At 71.8% G+C, this 19144-nt stretch carries 18 protein-coding genes; 12 read left to right on the top strand and 6 right to left on the bottom strand.

Annotation, left to right across the window (positions count from 1 at the left end):
• Nucleotides 1–73: 73 nt before the first annotated feature.
• Nucleotides 74–622 (top strand): hypothetical protein, encoded by a 549-nt coding sequence (locus AB4091_RS11395; RefSeq protein WP_442291857.1) that lies wholly within the window; start codon nt 74–76, stop codon nt 620–622.
• A 65-nt stretch (nt 623–687) separates the two neighbouring features.
• Here the strand turns inward: AB4091_RS11395 and AB4091_RS11390 are convergent, their stop codons facing one another.
• Complete coding sequence (locus AB4091_RS11390; protein ID WP_442291856.1) at nt 688–915, bottom strand: helix-turn-helix domain-containing protein; 228 nt, start codon at nt 913–915, stop codon at nt 688–690.
• Between the two features lie 280 nt (nt 916–1195).
• Between AB4091_RS11390 and AB4091_RS11385 the strand changes: the two genes are divergently transcribed.
• The gene (locus AB4091_RS11385; protein ID WP_442291855.1) at nt 1196–1858 is read left to right on the top strand and encodes a hypothetical protein; all 663 of its coding nucleotides are present in this window, start codon (nt 1196–1198) and stop codon (nt 1856–1858) included.
• Nucleotides 1855–3354 carry an AAA family ATPase gene (locus AB4091_RS11380; RefSeq protein WP_442291854.1) on the top strand — a complete coding sequence of 500 codons (1500 nt, stop codon included), beginning with the start codon at nt 1855–1857 and terminating at the stop codon, nt 3352–3354. Before AB4091_RS11385 ends, AB4091_RS11380 begins: the two co-directional genes overlap by 4 nt.
• A gap of 28 nt (nt 3355–3382) precedes the next feature.
• Here AB4091_RS11380 and AB4091_RS11375 read toward each other — a convergent pair whose 3' ends face one another.
• Nucleotides 3383–4813: a hypothetical protein gene (locus tag AB4091_RS11375; protein ID WP_442291853.1), complete on the bottom strand. Its 1431-nt coding sequence runs from the start codon at nt 4811–4813 to the stop codon at nt 3383–3385.
• A gap of 28 nt (nt 4814–4841) precedes the next feature.
• Nucleotides 4842–5228, bottom strand: a complete 387-nt coding sequence (locus AB4091_RS11370) for a hypothetical protein (protein ID WP_442291852.1) — start codon at nt 5226–5228, stop codon at nt 4842–4844.
• A 40-nt stretch (nt 5229–5268) separates the two neighbouring features.
• On the opposite strand from AB4091_RS11370, the gene AB4091_RS11365 reads away from it, so the two are divergent.
• The 8 genes from AB4091_RS11365 (at nt 5269) to pruA (ending at nt 12371) form a co-directional block, all read left to right on the top strand.
• Nucleotides 5269–6690: a WS/DGAT/MGAT family O-acyltransferase gene (locus AB4091_RS11365; protein WP_442291851.1), complete on the top strand. Its 1422-nt coding sequence runs from the start codon at nt 5269–5271 to the stop codon at nt 6688–6690.
• Entirely contained in the window at nt 6690–7130 is a 441-nt protein-coding gene (locus AB4091_RS11360) for a DUF6912 family protein (protein WP_442291850.1), read from the top strand. Before AB4091_RS11365 ends, AB4091_RS11360 begins: the two co-directional genes overlap by 1 nt.
• 9 nt (nt 7131–7139) lie before the next feature.
• A complete protein-coding gene (locus tag AB4091_RS11355; RefSeq protein ID WP_442291849.1) occupies nt 7140–7652 on the top strand; it encodes an NUDIX hydrolase in 513 nt (170 codons plus the stop codon).
• A gap of 51 nt (nt 7653–7703) precedes the next feature.
• Complete coding sequence (locus tag AB4091_RS11350) at nt 7704–8312, top strand: TetR/AcrR family transcriptional regulator (RefSeq protein ID WP_442291848.1); 609 nt, start codon at nt 7704–7706, stop codon at nt 8310–8312.
• A gap of 117 nt (nt 8313–8429) precedes the next feature.
• Entirely contained in the window at nt 8430–9347 is a 918-nt protein-coding gene (locus AB4091_RS11345; protein WP_442291847.1) for an alpha/beta hydrolase, read from the top strand.
• Nucleotides 9348–9406: 59 nt separating this feature from the next.
• Nucleotides 9407–10117 (top strand): SGNH/GDSL hydrolase family protein, encoded by a 711-nt coding sequence (locus AB4091_RS11340; RefSeq protein ID WP_442291846.1) that lies wholly within the window; start codon nt 9407–9409, stop codon nt 10115–10117.
• A gap of 103 nt (nt 10118–10220) precedes the next feature.
• Nucleotides 10221–10622 carry a DUF4870 domain-containing protein gene (locus AB4091_RS11335; RefSeq protein ID WP_442291845.1) on the top strand — a complete coding sequence of 134 codons (402 nt, stop codon included), beginning with the start codon at nt 10221–10223 and terminating at the stop codon, nt 10620–10622.
• Nucleotides 10623–10742: 120 nt separating this feature from the next.
• Nucleotides 10743–12371, top strand: coding sequence for an L-glutamate gamma-semialdehyde dehydrogenase (gene pruA / locus AB4091_RS11330; RefSeq protein WP_442291844.1), 1629 nt, complete (start codon nt 10743–10745; stop codon nt 12369–12371).
• Nucleotides 12372–12456: 85 nt separating this feature from the next.
• On the opposite strand, the gene AB4091_RS11325 is transcribed toward pruA, so the two are convergent.
• From AB4091_RS11325 to AB4091_RS11315, 3 genes are all read right to left on the bottom strand, one after another.
• Entirely contained in the window at nt 12457–12954 is a 498-nt protein-coding gene (locus AB4091_RS11325; RefSeq protein WP_442291843.1) for a DUF2505 domain-containing protein, read from the bottom strand.
• 64 nt (nt 12955–13018) lie between these two features.
• Nucleotides 13019–13510 (bottom strand): hypothetical protein, encoded by a 492-nt coding sequence (locus tag AB4091_RS11320; RefSeq protein ID WP_442291842.1) that lies wholly within the window; start codon nt 13508–13510, stop codon nt 13019–13021.
• A complete protein-coding gene (locus AB4091_RS11315) occupies nt 13507–13785 on the bottom strand; it encodes a hypothetical protein (RefSeq protein WP_442291841.1) in 279 nt (92 codons plus the stop codon). Before AB4091_RS11315 ends, AB4091_RS11320 begins: the two co-directional genes overlap by 4 nt.
• Nucleotides 13786–13976: 191 nt before the next feature.
• Between AB4091_RS11315 and AB4091_RS11310 the strand changes: the two genes are divergently transcribed.
• The gene (locus tag AB4091_RS11310) at nt 13977–19142 is read left to right on the top strand and encodes an NAD-glutamate dehydrogenase (protein WP_442291840.1); all 5166 of its coding nucleotides are present in this window, start codon (nt 13977–13979) and stop codon (nt 19140–19142) included.
• The last annotated feature ends 2 nt before the right edge of the window (nt 19143–19144 follow it).

Here is a 19144-nt window from a genome sequence, read left to right as displayed (position 1 = left end):
TTGGTCAAGTATGGTGTTGGTCAAGAAAGGTGGCCCGCTGGCCGAGAGCCGCCGGGCAAGGAAGGGTGAGGGCATGCGCTGGGACCGACTTTTCGACGACCTCGCGGCCCAGCTGGCGCTCGACGAGACCCGCGAGCTCGAGGCGGAGGTCGCCGACCGCACTCGCCGCGAGCGGGCCCTGCTCGACGTCCACACCCGGATGCTCGCCAACGTCGAGGCGACCCACGTGGGGCTGCGCCTCCCGGGCCGGCTCATCACCGGTCGCCTGACCGACGTGGGTCCGGACTGGGCCCTGGTCGAGACGGCTCCCGATCGCCCCTGCCTGGTCGCGCTGGCCGCGGTGCGCGGCATCACGGGTCTGGGCCCGGGCGCCCGGACGCCGTCCGTCGTCGCCAAGCGCTTCGGGCTGGGGGCGGCGCTCCGGGCGGTGAGTCGCGACCGTGCCGTCGTCGAGCTCGCCGACGTCGACGGCCGTGTCGTGACCGGCACGATCGACGTCGTGGGGGCCGACCACCTCGAGCTGGCCGAGCACGCTCCGGACGAGATGCGGCGGGCCGCCAACGTCACCGGCCGGCTGCTCGTGCCCTTCTGGTCACTGGGGTCGGTGCGCCGGCTCCACTGAGGTGCACGGGAGCGCGCGTCTGTGGACCGGCGGGCGCCCGGGACGGCCCTCGGGAGGCCGTCACGTCACTCGTCGCCGCTGCCGCCGAAGGGGTGCGCCTGCACGAACGACTTGGTCTCGGCGTACATCCGCTCAATGAAGGTCTCGAGCTCGGTCGCCTCGACGCGCCACTGGCCCCGGCCACCGATCTTGATCGCCGGCAGCTCGCCCGACCGCACCAGGGCGTAGGCCTGGGCGGAAGAGATGTTGAGGATCTCCGACACCTCGGTGAGCTGCAGGAACCGCTGGGCCACGTTGACTCCTCCTCGAGGGCGCCGGCAGACGATCCCGACCCGTCGCACCCCGACCGCGGGGTCGGTGCACGGCTGACGTGCCACCCGCGTTCGGGTGGCCAGGGGCAGCCGGGTCGGACGCCCTCATCGTAGTTGGGTGACGACCGCGTCGCCGACCGTCGTCCACAGCTGTGGGTCCGGACGAGCGGGAGGCCGCGACCTGATGCAAGATGATCCCGGTGTCGTGCGGTGTCCATCCCCGCAGGGCGCCGCCATCGACAGCGGACCACAGGGGGCCCACATGACCGAGCTGGCCAGGCCGAGCGCCAAGCGACTGCAACGACCCTCGTGGCGCGACAGCCGTCTCGTGGTCGGTGTGCTCCTCGTCATCCTCGCCGCCACGCTCGGCGCCAAGGCCGTGGCGAGCGCCGACGACCGGGTGCCGGTCTGGGTCGCGGCCACCAACCTCGTGGCCGGTGACACGGTCGAGCCCGCGTCCTTCGTGCGGGCCGACGTGCGTCTGGCCGACGGTATGAACGCCTACCTGGGCGCCGACGCTCCGGCCCCGACGGGCTCCTTCATCCTCCGGGACGTCCGTGCCGGCGAGCTGGTGCCAGTCTCCGCCGTCGGCTCGGCCGACGAGGTGGACGTCCAGCGAGTGACGGTGCGTGCCGACGCGATGTCGACCTCAGGGCTGGCCCGCGGTAGCCGCGTCGACGTGTTCGTGACGCCCAAGGCGACGTCGTCCAGCGGGCAGGCGTCGGTCTCGACAAAGCGCGTGCTGCAGTCAGCGGCCGTCGCCAACGTCCTGACGAGCAGCGGAGGCTTCGGCGCGGGCTCGATGACCTCGGTCCAGATCTACGTGCCGGCCGACAAGGTGCAACCGCTCGTCGAGGCAGTCGACGCCGAGGCCAAGCTGACTCTCGTGCCGTCGGTCGGGGCGGTCTCCGGCGGCGGGGCATGACCGAGGTCCTGACGGCGCTCAGCCACCACTGGGAGTCAGCGGTCGCCACGGCCCTCGAGGGCGTCCGCGGCGTCGTGGTGAGTCGTCGCTGCGCCGACGTGTCCGAGCTGCTCTCGGTGGCGGAGGCCGGTCTCGGCGACACCGTGGTGGTGTCGTCCGACCTGCGCGGACTCGACCTCTCGGTCGTCGACCGTCTGCGCGCCAACCGGGTCCGCGTCATCGGTGTGCACCCTGCAGACGACGAGCAGGCCGAGCGTCGGCTGCGCCAGCTCGCCATCAGCACCACCCTCCCGGCTGACGCGGGGTCCGATCGTTGGACCCGCTGCCTCGAGAACGACGACGTCGACGACCTGGAGGCGGCGCTGACCGGTGGCGCCGGGCTCGACGCCGCACCCGACGCCGCACCCGACGACGCAGCCGGCGCCGGTGGTGTCGACCCGATCGGAACGAGCGCCGCGGGCCCGCCCACGACGTCCGATGACGGACCCCCGGGGCTCGACGGCACGGGAGGGTGGAGTCCGGCCGGGGCTCCCCCGCCGGGCGAGGCGTCGACCTCCTCGGGGGGCGACGCCCCCGGCGCCGGCGGCGAGGGGCTTGGCCGCGGCGCACGCCGCGGGCCCCAACGGGCACCGGTCGTGGCGGTGTGGGGCCCCACGGGCGCACCCGGTCGAACGGTGGTCGCCACGACGCTCGCTGCCGAGATCGCGAGCCGCGGGGTGGACGTGTTGCTGGTCGATGCCGACACCTACGGCGGATGCGTCGCGCAGTCGCTCGGGCTGCTCGACGAGGCGCCCGGCGTCGCCGCCGCCTGCCGCGCGGCCGACCAGGGTCTGCTCGACCTGCCGATGCTCGCGCGGGTGGCTCCCGAGGTGGTGCCCGGTCTGCGTGTCCTCACCGGTCTGCCCAAGGCCGAGCGCTGGCCCGAGGTGCGCTCCGCCGCTCTCGAGCGCGTGCTCGAGCTCGGTAGGTCGCTGGTGGGCGTGGTCGTCGTCGACTGCGGCTTCTGCCTCGAGGACGACGAGGAGCTGAGCTACGACACCTCGGCACCCCGCCGCAACGAGGCGACGCTGACCTCCCTGGCGGCCTCCGACATCGTCGTGGCCGTCGGTGGGGCCGACCCGGTGGCCTTGCAGCGTTTCGTCCGCGGCCTTCAGGAGCTCGGCACCGTGCCCTCCGGCGAGCCGGTGCCCGTCGTCAACCGGGTGAGGGCCGGGGCCGTCGGGTCACGCCCTGAGTCGCGCATCGCCGACTCCCTGCTCCGGTTCGCGGGACTCTCCTCGGTTCGGTTCATCCCCGACGACCCGGGTGCCCTCGACGGGGCGCTGCTGGCCGGCCGTTCGCTGGTCGAGCACGCGCCCGAGTCGCCGGTCCGTCGCGCCGTCGCAGACCTGGTCAGCTCGATCGTGCCGTGGACGGCCCGTGAGGTGAGCCGCTCGGACCGACGGGAGCGACGAGGGAGCCGCGGCCGCAGGCGCGCCGCGGCTCCGGTCGACTGACCCGGTGTTCGGCGGTCGCGGGTCTCCCTCAGGGGGCGAAGAGGATGGTGAGCCCGCCCAGGGTGTAGATGATCATCACCACCATGAGCGGCACCTGCCCGATCACGGCGGCGCGCCGCTCGAGCACGGTGATCGCCCGTTCGTGCGCGGCGAAGACGCCGAGCAGGTGGCCGACGACGATGCTCACCGCCTGGATCGTGGCGACCAGGGTGGGCTGGATCAGCGCGTCGTTCGGCGTGAGGCCGCCCGTGCCCAACAGGTCGGCTCCCGTGCCGAGGGGGTCGGTGAGCAGCACCCAGGCGTACTGACCCTGGTAGACCCACAGCGACCAGTAGTGGGCGACGATGTAGCCCCCGGCGATCGGGATCAGTGATGGTGCGATGTCACTGACGAAGGCGAACGAGCGCCGCAGTGGCTCGCCGGCCAGCCGCACCGAGACTGCCGACGCGAGCCAGATGGTCACGGCCACGAGGGCGAAGAAGGCGAGCAGCGTGGCCGTCTTGAGCAGCGAGGACGGCAGCGAGGAGGTCTGCACGAACGTGGCCCACGAGAGGTTGGCGGAGAAGCCGTCGTATGCCGTGCCGCCGAGCATCACGGCCACCGTGGGCACGAGCCCCCGCTGGCCGCGGCGCCCGTTGACGCCGTGCAGGGGGGTGCGCAGCACCCACCGCCCGTCGTCACGGCGCCCGAGTGGTGACAGCAGACCGAGCAGCCGGGACCAGGCCTCGAAGGGGTCAGCCTTCTCGAACCACGCGCGACCGAAGACGGCGGCGCCCAGCAGCGACAGGGCCAAGAAGGCGGCGACCAGCACGCGGAGGAAGCCGAGCGACGTGGTGTCCTCGGCGACGAGCTCGACCCACGTGAAGGTGCCGAGCCCGACGGCGGCCGGCCACAGGCCCCACCGGTAGGGGAGCGCCGCGAGGTCGGGCGAGACCCGGGCCAGGCGGAGCAGGCCGGCGTGCAGCGACCGGATCGGGTTGAGGACGCGCCAGACCGGGCCCAGCAGCATCGAGGCGAACGCGAGACCGACCCACAGCCACACGTAGACCACGTGGGGCACGGGGTTGCGAGCCGAGTCCGGCCCGAACGCGAGCGCCACGAGGGTCCAGAGGGTCAGCAGCGCGGCGATCAGCCGGGCGACGACCCGCAGCCACCGGGAGTCGAGCGCCGCGGCGAAGGCGGGGGGCAGGAGGATGCCGTCGCTCGCCCGCAGGCGCGGCTCACGCCACAAGGTGCTGATCGCGACGAACGAGATGAGCAGGGCGGCGACGGCGGCGACGACGAGCGCGGTGAACGGGAGCGGTAGGTCGCCGCGGCTGCCCACACCGTGGGCCGGCGCCAGCGCCGGGACCATCGCCGGGACCATCGCCGGGACCATCGCCGGGACCATCGCCGGGTCCAGCACCGGGTCCAGCACCGGGACCAGCACCGGCGAGTGGAGAGGGAGAAGAGCGGCCATGGAGGTCAGCGTGACGGGCACTGCGGGGTCAGCGGACGGCGACCGTGAGCAGCGTGAGGGCCGGCTCGTGCGTCTCGACCTCGTAGGAGCCCGGCTCCTTGGCGGTGAGCCGCAGCGTGGCCGGGGCGCCGGCCTTGAGCGCGGTCTCGACGTCGAAGCCGTGGGCGTGCAGCTCGTCGTCGTGGTCGGACGTCACGACGAGCTCGAGCGTCGACCCGACGGGCAGCTCGACCTGGGCCGGGGCCGGCGTGACGGTGGTGCCCTTGATCGTGACCTCGAGCCGCTTCACCGAACCGGTGGAGCTCACACCGGTGGGTGACCCGGCGCCCGCGTTCGAGCTGGTCGAGGAGCACGCGGCGACGCCGGCGAGGGCGAGCACGCAGACGGCATACGGGAGGGCGCGAAACGCTGGCATGGCCACGATCCTACGTAAGGCCTTCTGGCAGAGTGTGACCATGTCTGACCGCCTGACCTCGCTCGACGCGTCGTTCCTCTACCTCGAGGAGTCCACCACGTCGATGCACGTCGGGTCGGTCATGGTCTTCGAGCCCCCGAGTGGGGGGTTCGACCACGACCAGCTCGTCCGCATCATCGAGAGCCGCATCGGCGCGATCCCGCGCTTCCGGCAGAAGGTCCGCGACGTGCCGGGGCGCATCGCCAACCCGGTGTGGGTCGACGACGAGGCGTTCGACATGGGCTACCACGTGCGCCGGGCCGGGCTGCCCCGGCCGGGCAGCGACCGCCAGCTGCAGGACTTCGTGGCCCGCGTCCAGCCTCGCAAGCTCGACCGCACCCGCCCGCTCTGGGAGGTCTACCTCGTCGAGGGGCTGCACGACGGCCGGTTCGCCATCGTCACGAAGACGCACCACGCCCTCATCGACGGCGTCAACGCCCTCGACATCGCCCACGTCATCGTCGACGCCGTCAAGGGGGAGGACCTCGACGACGACCCGCCGCCGTGGGAGCCCGAGCGGGGCCCGTCGTCGGTCGAACTCGTCACCGGCGCGGTCGTCGACGCGGTGCGGCGTCCCACCCAGGTGGTCGACCTCGTGCGCGGCGGCCTGAACGACGCCCTCAACGTCGGCCTGCGTGCCGTCGAGTCCGCCGGCCAGGTGCTCTCGACCGTGGCGCGCACCGCCGCCCGCCCTGCCCCCGACTCGCCGCTCAACGCCGAGATCGGGTCGGCGCGGCGCTGGGTCATGGTCGCCACCGACCTCGACGACTACCGCCTGGTGCGCAAGCGCCTGGCCCGCGGTGCCTACGCGGAGGACGTGACGATCAACGACGTCGTGCTTGCGACGATCGCGGGCGGCTTCCGTGCCTGGCTCCTCGGGCGAGGCGAGCCGGTCAGCCCGCACACCGTGGTTCGCGCGATGGTGCCGGTGAGCATCTACGGCGACGACCCGGCCGGCATGTACGCCAACCAGGTGATGGCGTGCGTCGTGAACCTGCCCGTGGGTGAGCCGGGCGCGTCGATGCGCCTGCACCAGATCGCGTTCGCGATGCGCCAGCAGATGGAGGGCGGTCAGGCGGTGGGTGCCACCTCGCTGGCCAACCTCGCGGGCTTCGCGCCGCCGACCCTGCACGCGCTGGGCGCCCGCCTCGGCTCGGCGATGTCGCGTCGCCTCTACAACGTCATGATCACCAACGTCCCCGGTCCGCAGGAGCCGCTGTATGCCGGTGACGCCGAGATGCTCTCGACCTACCCGGTGACGCCTCTCGCGAAGGGGCAGGCGCTGTCGATCGGCATCACCTCGTACAACGGAGGGGTCTACTTCGGGCTGAACGCCGACCGCGACGCGATGCCCGACGTCGACGTGCTGGGGCAGTCGATCGTCGAGTCGCTCGCCGAGCTGACGAGTGGGAGGGAGGGCTGATGCCCGTCGTGCGCGTCTACGTGCCGTTGGGGCGCAAGGGTCTCGAGGAGCTGTCGACCGACGGCTCGTTGGCAGCCGGTCCGGGCGAGCCCCGCGTGGCGTATGCCGTCACGTCGGGTCTCGAGCAGGCCGCACCCGGCCTCGACGTCGAGGACCTCGAGTACGCCGCCTTCAGTGACGCCGTCGAGGCAGCCGCCGCGCTCCGGTCGTCTCCCCGCGACCGGCGGGTGGTCGCCTCCGCCGACGTCGACCCCGGCGCGGTGGCCCCGCGTGAGGGCGAGCCGGTGTCGCGGGTGGTGCTCACCGCCCCGGTGGCGCTGTCGCGCGTCGCGTCGTTCCACGTCGACGACGAGGTGACCGGCAGTGTCGACGAGGAGGCGGACGAGCTGCTCTGGTACGACGTCACCGAGCTCGACGACGTACGCGCCTTCTTCGGCTGAGCGGTCGACGTGGCCGACGAGGAGGTTGCCCTCTACGACGGAGCCGGGCGCGTGACCGGGTCGGCGCCGCGGTCCCGGATGCGGGCACGCAACCTTCGCCATGCGGCCTCGTCGGTGGTCGTGCGCGACCCGCTCGGACGCGTCTACCTGCACCGGCGCACGGTGACGAAGGACGTCTACCCGGGCCTGCTGGACTTCGCCGCCGGTGGGGTCGTGCTCGCAGGTGAGGAGCCGTCGACGGGCGCGGTCCGCGAGGTGGAGGAGGAGCTCGGGGTGGCCGGAGTGCCGCTCGTCGACCTCGGGTCGGTGGACTACGCCGACGCCGAGACCCGCTACCGGGCCTTCCGCTACGTCACGACGTGGCACGGACCCATCCGGTGGCAGGCCGAGGAGGTCTCCTGGGGGGAGTGGGTCTCCCTCGCCGAGCTCGTGCGGCGCATCGACGACGCGCCCGACAGCCTCGTGCCCGACAGCGTCGCGGTCTGGTCCTCGATCCTCCGCGGCTGGCTGCCGTCGCGATGAGGCGACGCTCGGGGTCTTGTAGATGCCGAACGATCGTGCTTTTATTGGTGGATGGGCAAGGGAGAGAGCACCAAGGCCGCCGTCCTCGACGAGGCGACTGAGCTCGCCTCGCTCGTAGGCCTGGGCGGCCTCACCATCGGCACCCTCGCCGCGGCGACGAAGCTGAGCAAGAGCGGGCTCTATGCCCACTTCACGTCGAAGGAGTCGCTGCAGGTCGAGGTGCTCGTGCACGCGCGCGAGAAGTTCGTCGACGTCGTCATGCGGCCGACACTGGCCACGCCCCGCGGTGAGCCCCGGCTGCGAGAGTTCTTCGACCGGTGGCTCACGTGGCAGTCGACTGCCTTCGGGGGGGGCTGTGTGTTCGTCGATGCCGCAAGCGAGTTCGATGACCAAGACGGTGCCGTTCGAGACGAGCTCGTGCGCGCCGAACGCGACAAGCTCGAGTCCGTGACGCTGATCGTCGGCACGGCCGTGCGCGAGGGGCACTTCCGCGACGACGTCGACCCTGAGCAGTTCGCCTACGAGCTCGAGGGGATCGTGCTCGCCCACCACCATGCCCGTCGGCTCATGCGCGACGCTTCTGCCGAGACGCGGGCCCGGCGCGCCTTCGAGCGCCTCCTCGACAGCAGTCGGCCCGCCGGTGCCACCCTCTCCGCCTGATCGACCGCACCGGCGGCGGGCGCAACCATCACCCAGAAAGCAGGCCACATCATGGCTGTTTCATCGACAATGAAAAGAACGATCGTTCGGTCTATTGTGAGAAGGGGCGTCGGGGGCGTGAGCCGGGTTCTGCCTGCCGTCGCCGCCCGCGCCGCGGAGGCGCTCTGGTTCCGGCTGCCGGCAGCGCCGTCTGCCGGCGATGCCCCGGAGCCGACGGTGCGCGAGCTGCTCGGCGCGCCCTTCGAGGTCGACCTGCGTGGGCGGATGGTCCGGGGCTGGTCGTGGGGCTCGGGCCCGGTCGTCTACCTCGTGCACGGCTGGGGCGGCAGCCTCGAGCAGATGGTGCCGCTCGTGGCTCCCTTGCTCGACCGCGGCCTGCAGGTCGTCGCGTTCGACGGCCCCAGCCACGGCAGGTCCGATGCCGGGATCCACGGCCCCCGGTCGAGCGATGCCGTCGAGCTCGGCCGGGCCCTCGACGCCGTGGCCGCCCGCTTCGGTCCGGCCCGGGCCGTGGTCGCGCACTCCATGGGCGCCCTCGCCGCCCTGCTGGCGATCCGCGACGGGTGGCTGGCGTCCGAGCGGCTCGTCCTCCTCGCTCCGCCGAGCGGCATACCCGACCTGCTCGACAGGATCCGGCGTGAGCTCGGGCTCGGGCCGCACGCCACTCGCCGGCTTGCGGAGCGTGCGCGACGGCGTACCGGCTACGCCGTCGACGACCTCGACCTCGAGAGGATCGCGGGCAGCCTGGGTCGTCACGAGCGCCCCGAGCTGCTCGTCGTCCACGACCTGCTCGACCGTGAGGCCCCCCACGGGCCGTCGACCCGCCTCGTCGGGTCGTGGCCGGGCGCCGAGCTGCTCTCGACCTCGGGACTCGGCCACCGTCGCATCCTGGCCGACGCCGCGGTCGGGGGAGCAGTGTCGCGCTTCGTCGACCGGCTGCCCGTCGAGCCCTCGCTGCACGGCGACGACCGGCCCGCCCCGTTCCCTCGCGGGCTCACCACCGCGGCCGGCGACACGGTCTCGGGCGCGGCCTGACCGTCCACGTGCTGGTCCGGGGGAGTCGCGATGGCGCGCTGGCTTGTTACGTTGCGCGAATGGACTTCACCGCCGACGAGTACGCCCGCCGCGATGCCGACCGACTCCGCGAGATCCTCTCCGGACCACCCGTGACCTGGGTCTTCCTCGGTGACAGCATCACGCAGGGGGTGACCCACACGCACGGGCACCGCGCCTACGTGGAGCACTTCGCCGAGCGCGTACGCGGTGAGCTCGGTCGGCGGGGCGACACCGTCGTCAACAGCGGGGTCTCCGGCGCCACTGCTGAAGACCTCCTGCCTGAGTTCCACTGGCGTGCAGGACGTTTCGCGCCCGACGTGGTCTTCGTCATGTTCGGCACCAACGACATCCTCTCGGGCGAGGACGGCGTTCGTGACTTCCGCTTCCGCATCGACCAGATCGTGCAGCGCTCGCGCGACGTCGGGGCGACCGTCGTGCTCCAGACGCCGCCTCCCGTGCTGCAGGACGGCGGCCGCAGCCCCCGTCTCATCTCCCTCTACGCGGAGGCCGTGCGCGAGGTGGCACGCGACCTCGGCGTGCTCGTGGTCGACCACGCGGCCGCGTGGCACGAGGCGGCAACGGCGGCCGACGACGTGGCCCCGGCCGGCTGGCTCGACGACTCCTTCCACCCGAACGCCCGTGGCCACCACGAGATGACCCTCACCCTCCTCAAGACCCTCGGCATCGACGACCCCGCGAGCGCCGTCTGCTCGCTCGTCGTCGAGGACGGGGTGGGAGCCAGCGCCTGAGGGTCCACCCTCGACCCGCGCACCATGGGTCAGGGCCGAGTCAGGGTCGGATCAGGGCCGTCCCCGGCAGCGCACGACCGCGCTTCGCAGGCACGATGGACTCATGACACAACCGATCCCCAACCCGTCGGGCCGGGACCTGACGACGCCCACCAGCGACGAGCGCACGTGGGCGATCCTCGGGCACCTCGCCGCCATCGTCGCCGCCATCATCTCCGTCGGCTGGCTCAGCTTCGTCGGCCCGCTCCTCATCTGGGCCATTCACAAGGACCGCAGCGCGTTCGTCCGCCAGGCCGCCGCGGGCTCCTTCAACTTCAACCTGGCGGTCTGGGCAGCGATCATCGTCGGCTGGATCATGTTCTTCACCGTGATCCTCATCCCCGTAGCGATCATCGTCTGGGTCGTAGCCGTCCTCGCCGCGCTGTGGTTCCACATCCGCGCGGCGATGGCAGCCAACCGCGGTGAGGTCTTCCACTACCCGTGGGGGATCACGATCCTGCGCTGACATCGTGCGCTGACGGCCCGTCCTGCAGGCATGGAACGATGGGGTGGCTCCGCCCACGAGGCGGGGTCACCCCACCGCCCGTGCACGGGCGATGACCGCGCCAACCCGCAGGAGAACTTGATGGACGCCGTGACCCACGTGCCCGCACCGGCCAACGAGCCGGTGCTCGACTACGCCCCGGGCTCGCCCGAGCGAGCCGCGCTGGAAGTCGCCCTTGCCGAGCTGGGGTCGACGGAGCACGACCTGCCGCACACGATCAACGGGGAGCGCGTCACCGGGACCGGCCGCAAGATCGCCGTGCGCCAGCCGCACGCCCACCGCAAGGTGCTCGGCACGATGCGCAACGCCACGGTCAAGGAGGGCCAGGCCGCGGTCGACGCCGCCAAGGCCGCCGCTCCGATGTGGCGCGAGCTGTCGTTCGACGACCGCGCCGCCATCCTGCTCAAGGCTGCCGAGCTGCTCGCGGGCCCGTGGCGCGCTCGCCTCAATGCCGCGACGATGCTCGGACAGAGCAAGACGGCCTACCAGGCCGAGATCGACGCCGCCTGCGAGCTCATCGACTTCTGGCGCATCAACGTCCACTTCGCGCGGCAGATTCTCGAGCAGCAGCCGCCGCTCAACGCCAAGGGCATCTGGAACCGCTCCGACTACCGCTCGCTCGAGGGGTTCGTCTACGCGATCACGCCGTTCAACTTCACGGCGATCGCCGGCAACCTGCCGACCGCCCCGGCCCTGATGGGCAACACCGTCGTCTGGAAGCCGAGCCCCACCCAGCAGCTCGCCGCCCAGCTGACGATGGAGCTGCTCGAGGAGGCCGGCATGCCGCCGGGCGTCATCAACCTGGTGACCGGTGACGGCATCAACGTGAGCAAGGCCGCTCTCGCCGACGAGGACCTCGCCGGCATCCACTTCACCGGCTCGACGCCCACGTTCAAGCACCTCTGGCACGAGGTCGGCACCAACCTCGAGCGCTACCGCACCTACCCGCGCCTCGTCGGCGAGACCGGCGGCAAGGACTTCATCCTCGCCCACCCGAGCGCCGACCCGGCCGTGCTGCGCACCGCCATGATCCGCGGCGCCTTCGAGTTCCAGGGCCAGAAGTGCTCGGCCGCTTCGCGCGCCTACGTGCCGGCATCGGTGTGGAAGCAGATCAAGGGCGACCTCGTCGACATCACCAACGGCCTGAGCCAGGGCGACGTCACCGACCTGTCCAACTTCATGGGCGCCGTCATCGACGACCGGGCCTTCGCCAAGCACAAGGACGCCATCGACCGCGCCCACGCGTCCAAGGGCATCGACGTCGTCGCGGGCGGTACCTACGACGACTCGGTCGGCTACTTCGTGCGCCCCACGGTTCTCGAGATCAAGGACTCGGCCGACGAGTCGTTCCGCACCGAGTACTTCGGGCCGATCCTGTCGGTGCACGTCTTCCCCGACGCGCAGTACGACACGGTGCTCGACCAGATGGAGCGCTTCGCGCCCTACGGCCTCACCGGCTCGATCATCGCGCAGGACCGCCGGGCCATCGCCGACGCCACGAAGCGCCTGCGCTTCGCCGCCGGCAACTTCTACGTCAACGACAAGCCGACCGGTGCCGTCGTGGGTCAGCAGCCGTTCGGTGGCGGTCGCGCCTCGGGCACCAACGACAAGGCCGGTGCCGCGCAGAACCTGCTGCGCTGGACCAGCGTCCGCTCGATCAAGGAGACCTTCGTCCCGCCGACGAACCACACCTACCCGCACATGGGCTGAGCGGTCCGCCCGGTCGTCCGAGCAGGTATGCCGTCGGGTCCGTCCCCATGCGGGGGCGGGCCCGTCCGCGTGCCGGGGTGTGTGGTCAGCCGCGCTCGGAGAGCCAGGCGGTGCCCGTGCGCTGCTCGCTGCGGATCGCCTCGATGACGGCCGGGGCGGCGGCCTTCTCGACCTTGCCGCCGAACAGCGGGATCGACGCCTTGAGGTCGCCGTCGATGGTGATCTCGCTGCCGCCGCCGGTCGGCGCGAGCCGGATCTTCGAGCGCATCGCGACGGGTGCCCCAGCGACCTCGACCGTGAGCGTGCCGGCACGCCCGCCGTCGCCGCCCGCGGCCGCCCACTCGTAGGTCTCCGTCACCGAGAGGGTCGGGCCGACGATCGACTTCGCGAAGTCGGGGAGGTCGTCGGCGGGCAGGTCGCGCTTCGTGACGACGCGTGCGCCGTCACCGGCCGGGCTCACGGCCGCCTCGTGCCGCTGGGCTCCGGCCTCGACGCACTTGCGCTCCTGGAAGGCCTGGTCGGTGACCATCTCGTAGACGGTCTCGGGCGGTGCGGCATACGTGATCGTCTCGGTGATCCTCATGGCGCACACGCTATTGCACCGGGCCCCGCGCTCCCGGCGGCGGCTCACGCACGTGGCCGGGAGCTCAGCTGCCGGACCTCGCCCGGTCGGAGAGCGCGGCGAGCGACGCGTGCGAGGCCTCGAGCTCGCGGCGCAGCCGGGCCAGCTCGCGTGCGCGGACGGCTGTGACGCGGTTGAGCAGCTCCTGGAGACGCTCGCGCTCGGCGAGCCGTCGCTCGGGCTCGACCCGGCTCGGGCCGCTGCGCTCGACGACGAGCTGCCCGTGGACGACGAGGTCGCTGTGGGCGAGGGCGGGCTCGAGCGACCGGAGCCCCGCAGCGGACTCGACCGCCGTGGTCGTCCACGACTGCAGCAGCCCACCGACGCGGTCGAGCTCGGTCGCGGCCCGGGTGACGAGGTCGCGCTCGCGGGCGGACGGGTCGGCCGCACCGGTGCGCGCCACGCGGGCGGCGGCGTCGTCGAGCTCGACGACGAGGTCGGCGAGACGGCCCGCCTGGGTGCGGAGGGTGCCCCCCAGCGCGGACGCTGACCCCGGGTCTCCCGGCGAGAGGCTCACGCGTGGCCCCCGTGCCGTGCTCGGCCCGACGAGTCATGCGCTGCAGCGGAACCGAGGTCCAGCAGACGCTCCTCCAGTGCCTCCGACAGGGCCCGGAGCGTGTCGGCGGCCTGCTCGACCCACGCGTCGAGCGCTCGTTGGGTGGGGAGGTCGCCGAGGTCGGGAAGGTGGGTGAGCAGCTCATCGGACATCGACCGTGCCGCGGCACGGGAGGTCGTGAGGGCCCGCAGGGTCGCAGGGTCCGCGACGCCCGGCCCGCGGTTCCCCTCGCTCATGGCACCACTCTATGGACTGCGCGCCGAGGAGCCCGCGGGTTCTCCACCGGGGGTGGTGCGGGTGGGGCCCCGGACGGGGATAGGCTCACATCGTGAGATGCGCGGCACAGCGACGTGCCGCGTCACGGCCGCACGGTGAGGAATCCGACAACCGCATGTCAGCGTCACTCGAACAGTCTCGAATCGACGTCATGAAGGCCGCTGCCGCGGCAGTGGCGCCTCCCGGCCGACGGGGTCGCGGCCGGTCCGGTGGGACCGCGCAGGCCGACTTCGTGGAGTTCCTCCTCGCGTACTACCGGCTCGTGGCCACCGAGGACCTGTTGGCGCGTCCCGCTCGCGAGCTCGCGACGATCGCGACCGAGCACCGCGCCTTCGCCCAGGACCGACCGGTGGGCACCTTCAACGTGCGCGCCTTCAACCCCAGCTCAGACGACGAGGGGTGGTCGACGGGCCACACCGTCGTCCAGGTCGTCGTCGACGACATGCCCTTCCTCGTCGACTCCGTCGTGGCCGCCCTCGGCGGTTTCGACCGGGGCGTGCACCTCATCGTGCACCCCCAGATGACCGTGTCTCGCACCATCACGGGTGAGCTCCGGTCGGTCGTCACCGACGGGTCCACCACCCTCGAGTCCTCTTCCCTCGGGCTCGTCCGCGAGTCGTGGATGCACCTCGAGATCGACCGCCTCCCCGCCGACGCGCTCCCCGACGTCGAGGCCCGGCTGCGTCACGTCCTCGACAACGTCCGCGACTCGGTCGAGGACTGGCCGAAGATGCGCGCGCACGCGCTGACCATCGCGAGCGAGCTGCGCTCGGCCACGCCTCCCGGCACCGACCCCCACCACGCGCGCGAGGCGAGCCGCTTCCTCGAGTGGCTCGCGCACAACAACTTCACCTTCCTCGGCTACCGCGAGTACTCCCTCTCGCACGAGGACGGCCACGACGTCTCCCGGCAGGTCCCCGGCACCGGTCTCGGTCTGCTGCGCTACGACCGTCCCTCTGCCGCACAGGGTCTCGTGCTGACACCGGCTGCCAGCCGCGCCGCGCGCGACTCCAACATCCTCATCATCACCAAGGCCAACTCGCGGGCCACCGTGCACCGCGACGTCTACCTCGACTACATCTCGATCAAGAAGTTCGACGCCCGCGGCGAGTGCGTCGGCGAGCAGCGCTTCCTCGGCCTCTACGCGTCGGCGGCCTACAACGACACGATCCACGACATCCCGCTGATCGACGTCCGCGCGCAGGAGGTGCTGCGCCTCACGGGCCTCAGCGCCGACAGCCACTCGGGCAAGGACATCCTCCAGATCCTCGAGACCTACCCGCGCGACGAGCTCTTCCAGACCAGCCCGGCGCAGCTCGCCGACATCGCGACGAGCGTCCTGCACCTGCAGGAGCGTCGCAAGACCAAGCTCTTCCTGCGTCGTGACGAGTTCGGTCGCTTCGTCTCCTGCCTCGTCTACCTCCCGCGTGACCGCTACAACACGACGGTCCGGCTGCGCATCGAGGCGCTCCTGCTCGAGGCGTTCGGCGGCGAGAACATCGACAACACCACCCGCGTCAGCGAGTCCACCCTCGCACGCCTGCACTTCGTCGTCCGTATGCCGGCCGGCGCCGACATCCCCGACATCGACGAGGCGGCCCTCGAGCGGCGCGTCATCGACGCCACCCGCACCTGGGACGAGGACCTCTCCGAGGCTCTCAGCCAGGCCCGGGGGCTCGACGGCGCCGCCCGCACCATGGCGGCCTACGCGAAGGCCCTGCCGGAGGCGTACAAGGAGGACTTCGACGTCTCGACCGCCGTCGAGGACCTCGACCGCATCGACGCGCTGGGCGACGGCGACCGCACCACCGGGTTGCACCTCTACGACGACCCGGCGTCCGACGACCCGCGCGAGCGCCGGTTCAAGCTCTACCGGCGCGCCGACCTGTCGCTGACGCAGGTGCTGCCGCTCTTCACCCATCTCGGGGTCGAGGTCACCGACGAGCGCCCGTACGAGATCCCGGGCTCCGACCGGCGCACCCTGCACATCTTCGACTTCGGGCTCTGCGCCGACGCCCGCACGTGGGGCGCCGGCGACGCCGCCCTGGCCGCTGACGTCCGGGTCCGTTTCGAGGAGGCCTTCCGGGCCGTCTGGGACGGCCGCGCCGAGTCCGACGGCTTCAATGCCCTCGTGCTCGCAGCCGGTCTGACCTGGCGCCAGGTCGTCATCCTGCGCACCGTCGCGAAGTACCTCCGCCAGACGGGCTCGACCTTCTCGCAGGACTACGTCGAGTCGGCGCTCGTCGCCAACACCGGTATCGCCCGCAGCCTCGTCGAGCTGTTCGAGGCGCGGTTCGACCCCGACGCCTTCCCCGCCACCGAGGCCGGCCACGACAAGCGCGCGGCCCGCGAGAAGCACGTCGTGGCCGCGGTGCGCGAGGCGCTCGACGACGTCGCGAGCCTCGACCACGACCGCATCGTCCGGGCGCTGCTCGGCGTGATCCAGGCGAGCCTGCGCACGAACTTCTACCAGCCCGACGAGCACGGCCACGACAAGCCGTACGTGTCGCTCAAGCTCAACCCCAAGAAGGTGCCCGACCTGCCGGCGCCGCGCCCGATGTTCGAGATCTGGGTCTACAGCCCCCGCGTCGAGGGCGTGCACCTGCGGTTCGGCAAGGTCGCCCGCGGCGGCCTGCGCTGGTCCGACCGTCGCGAGGACTTCCGCACCGAGGTCCTCGGCCTGGTCAAGGCCCAGATGGTGAAGAACGCCGTCATCGTGCCGACCGGCAGCAAGGGCGGCTTCTACGCCAAGCAGCTGCCCGACCCCACCGTCGACCGGGCGGCCTGGATGGACGAGGGCATCGCCTCCTACAAGCTGTTCATCTCGGGGCTGCTCGACGTCACCGACAACCTCGTCTCGGGTCGGGCGGTCGCCCCCGAGCGCGTCGTCCGGCACGACGAGGACGACACCTACCTCGTCGTCGCCGCCGACAAGGGCACCGCGAAGTTCTCCGACATCGCCAACGGTCTCTCCTCCGACTACGGCTTCTGGCTCGACGACGCGTTCGCGTCCGGCGGCTCGGCCGGCTACGACCACAAGGGCATGGGCATCACCGCCCGCGGCGCGTGGGAGTCGGTCAAGCGGCACTTCCGCGAGCTCGGAGTCGACACCCAGTCCGAGGAGTTCACCGTCGTCGGCGTCGGCGACATGAGCGGCGACGTCTTCGGCAACGGCATGCTGCTGTCCGAGCACATCCGGCTCGTCGCGGCCTTCGACCACCGGCACATCTTCGTCGACCCCGACCCCGATGCCGCTACGTCGTACGCCGAGCGCCGGCGCATGTTCGACCTCCCGGGCTCGTCGTGGGCCGACTACGACGAGAAGCTGATCAGCAAGGGCGGCGGGGTCTTCCCCCGCTCGGCCAAGTCGGTGCCCGTGTCGCCGCAGATGGTGGCCGCCCTCGGCCTCAGGTCCAACACGAAGTCGATGACGCCCGCCGACCTCATGAAGGCGATCCTGCTGGCTCCGGTCGACCTGCTGTGGAACGGCGGCATCGGCACCTACGTGAAGGCGACCGCCGAGACGAACTCCGAGATCGGCGACCGTGCGAACGACGCGATCCGCGTCAACGGCGCCGACCTGCGGTGCAAGGTCGTCGGTGAGGGCGGCAACCTCGGCGCCAGCCAGCTCGGCCGCATCGAGGCGGCGCTCGCCGGGGTGCGCGTGAACACCGACGCCATCGACAACAGCGCCGGTGTCGACACCTCCGACCACGAGGTCAACATCAAGATCCTGCTCACCGAGCTGACCCGGTCGGGCGAGCTCACGATGAAGCGCCGCAACACCCTGCTGGCCTCGATGACCGACGAGGTCGCCGAGCAGGTGCTGCGCGACAACTACGAGCAGAACGTGCTGCTCGGCAACGCCCGCGCGCAGCAGCACGCGATGCTCGGCGTGCACGAGCGGCTCATCCAGTTCCTCGAGGAGAAGGGCGACCTCGACCGGTCCCTCGAGTTCCTGCCGAGCGACGCCGAGATCGCGCGCCGGCAGAAGGACGGGCTGGGTCTGGCCTCGCCGGAGTTCTCGGTGCTCGTCGCCTACGCCAAGCTCTACCTCAAGAACCAGCTCATCTCGACCTCGCTGCCCGACGACCCCTGGTTCGCGGCGACGCTGGCCGAGTACTTCCCGAAGCCGTTGCGCGCCAAGTACGCCGAGCAGATCGCCGAGCACCCCCTGCGCCGCGAGATCATCACGAACGCCGTCGCCAACTCGATGGTCAACCGCGGTGGCATCACCTTCGCCTACCGGGCTGGGGAGGAGACCGGCGCGTCTCCCGAGCAGGTCGCGCGCGCGTACGTCGTCTGTCGCGAGATCTTCGACCTGGCGGGCTTCGTGCGCCGTGTCGAGGCCACCGACAACGTCGTCAGCACCGCTGCACAGACGGCGCTCTACCTCGAGTTCCGGCGGCTCGTCGACCGCTCCGTGCGATGGTTCCTCTCGTCGCGGCCGGCAGAGCTCGACATCGCGGCCGAGGTGGCCCGGTTCCGCCCCGGCATCCAGGCCTTCAGCGGTCGCATCGGCGAGCTGCTCCAGGGCAGCGAGCGCACCCGCCTGCAGCGCCGGGCACGCGAGCTCGAGGGCAAGGGCGTCCCGGAGGAGCTCGCAGTCTCGGCCGCGTGCCTGCTCGACGCGTACTCCCTGCTCGACTGCATCGAGATCGCCGAGGAGACGGACGAGAAGCTCGACGACGTCGTGCCGTGCTACTTCCTCACGTCCGAGACGTTCTCGATCGACGCCATGCTGACCCGAGTGACCATGCTGCCGCGCGACGACCGTTGGGACGCGATGGCGCGTGGAGCCCTGCGCGACGACCTCTACGCGGTGCTCGAGAGCCTGACCCGTTCAGTGCTCGAGGTGAGCAACCCCCGCAACGACGCCCAGGCCCGGCTCGCGGAGTGGTCCGAGCTCAACGCCGACGCGCTGGGCCGGGCACGTGCTGCCCTCGGCGGCATCGAGCGGATGAGCCACGCCGGCATCGCCGCGCTCTCGGTCGCGCTGCGCACCCTACGCACGGTGACCAAGCCGGCCGCCTCGGGCCAGCCCGCCCCGGTCGCTGAACCGTCCCCGAACGGGGCCGCACCGACCAAGGGCGCCTCCGCCAAGAAGACGGGGGCCAGGAAGGCGGCGGCCACGAAGACGGGCGTGGCGAAGTCGGCGTCGAAGTCCGTCGTCAAGAAGGCAGCGACCAAGAAGGCAGCGACCAAGAAGCCGGCCTCGAAGGCCGCCGCCAAGAAGGCTGCGTCCTCGACCAAGAAGGCGGCGCCCTCCACCACGAAGGCCGCAGCGAAGAAGGTGGCCGCGGCAGCCCGCACCTGACT

Source organism: Terrabacter sp. 2RAF25, assembly GCF_052115265.1.
Lineage (GTDB): Bacteria > Actinomycetota > Actinomycetes > Actinomycetales > Dermatophilaceae > Terrabacter.
This window is presented reverse-complemented; position numbering and strand designations above follow the sequence as displayed.

Coding starts and splice junctions, on each gene's coding strand:
- AB4091_RS11395 (WP_442291857.1), top strand. CDS start 74: ATGCGCTGGGACCGACTTTTCGACGACCTCGCGGCCCAGCTGGCGCTC.
- AB4091_RS11385 (WP_442291855.1), top strand. CDS start 1,196: ATGACCGAGCTGGCCAGGCCGAGCGCCAAGCGACTGCAACGACCCTCG.
- AB4091_RS11380 (WP_442291854.1), top strand. CDS start 1,855: ATGACCGAGGTCCTGACGGCGCTCAGCCACCACTGGGAGTCAGCGGTC.
- AB4091_RS11375 (WP_442291853.1), bottom strand. CDS start 4,813: ATGGCCGCTCTTCTCCCTCTCCACTCGCCGGTGCTGGTCCCGGTGCTG.
- AB4091_RS11370 (WP_442291852.1), bottom strand. CDS start 5,228: ATGCCAGCGTTTCGCGCCCTCCCGTATGCCGTCTGCGTGCTCGCCCTC.
- AB4091_RS11365 (WP_442291851.1), top strand. CDS start 5,269: ATGTCTGACCGCCTGACCTCGCTCGACGCGTCGTTCCTCTACCTCGAG.
- AB4091_RS11360 (WP_442291850.1), top strand. CDS start 6,690: ATGCCCGTCGTGCGCGTCTACGTGCCGTTGGGGCGCAAGGGTCTCGAG.
- AB4091_RS11350 (WP_442291848.1), top strand. CDS start 7,704: ATGGGCAAGGGAGAGAGCACCAAGGCCGCCGTCCTCGACGAGGCGACT.
- AB4091_RS11340 (WP_442291846.1), top strand. CDS start 9,407: ATGGACTTCACCGCCGACGAGTACGCCCGCCGCGATGCCGACCGACTC.
- AB4091_RS11335 (WP_442291845.1), top strand. CDS start 10,221: ATGACACAACCGATCCCCAACCCGTCGGGCCGGGACCTGACGACGCCC.
- pruA (WP_442291844.1), top strand. CDS start 10,743: ATGGACGCCGTGACCCACGTGCCCGCACCGGCCAACGAGCCGGTGCTC.
- AB4091_RS11325 (WP_442291843.1), bottom strand. CDS start 12,954: ATGAGGATCACCGAGACGATCACGTATGCCGCACCGCCCGAGACCGTC.
- AB4091_RS11315 (WP_442291841.1), bottom strand. CDS start 13,785: ATGAGCGAGGGGAACCGCGGGCCGGGCGTCGCGGACCCTGCGACCCTG.
- AB4091_RS11310 (WP_442291840.1), top strand. CDS start 13,977: ATGAAGGCCGCTGCCGCGGCAGTGGCGCCTCCCGGCCGACGGGGTCGC.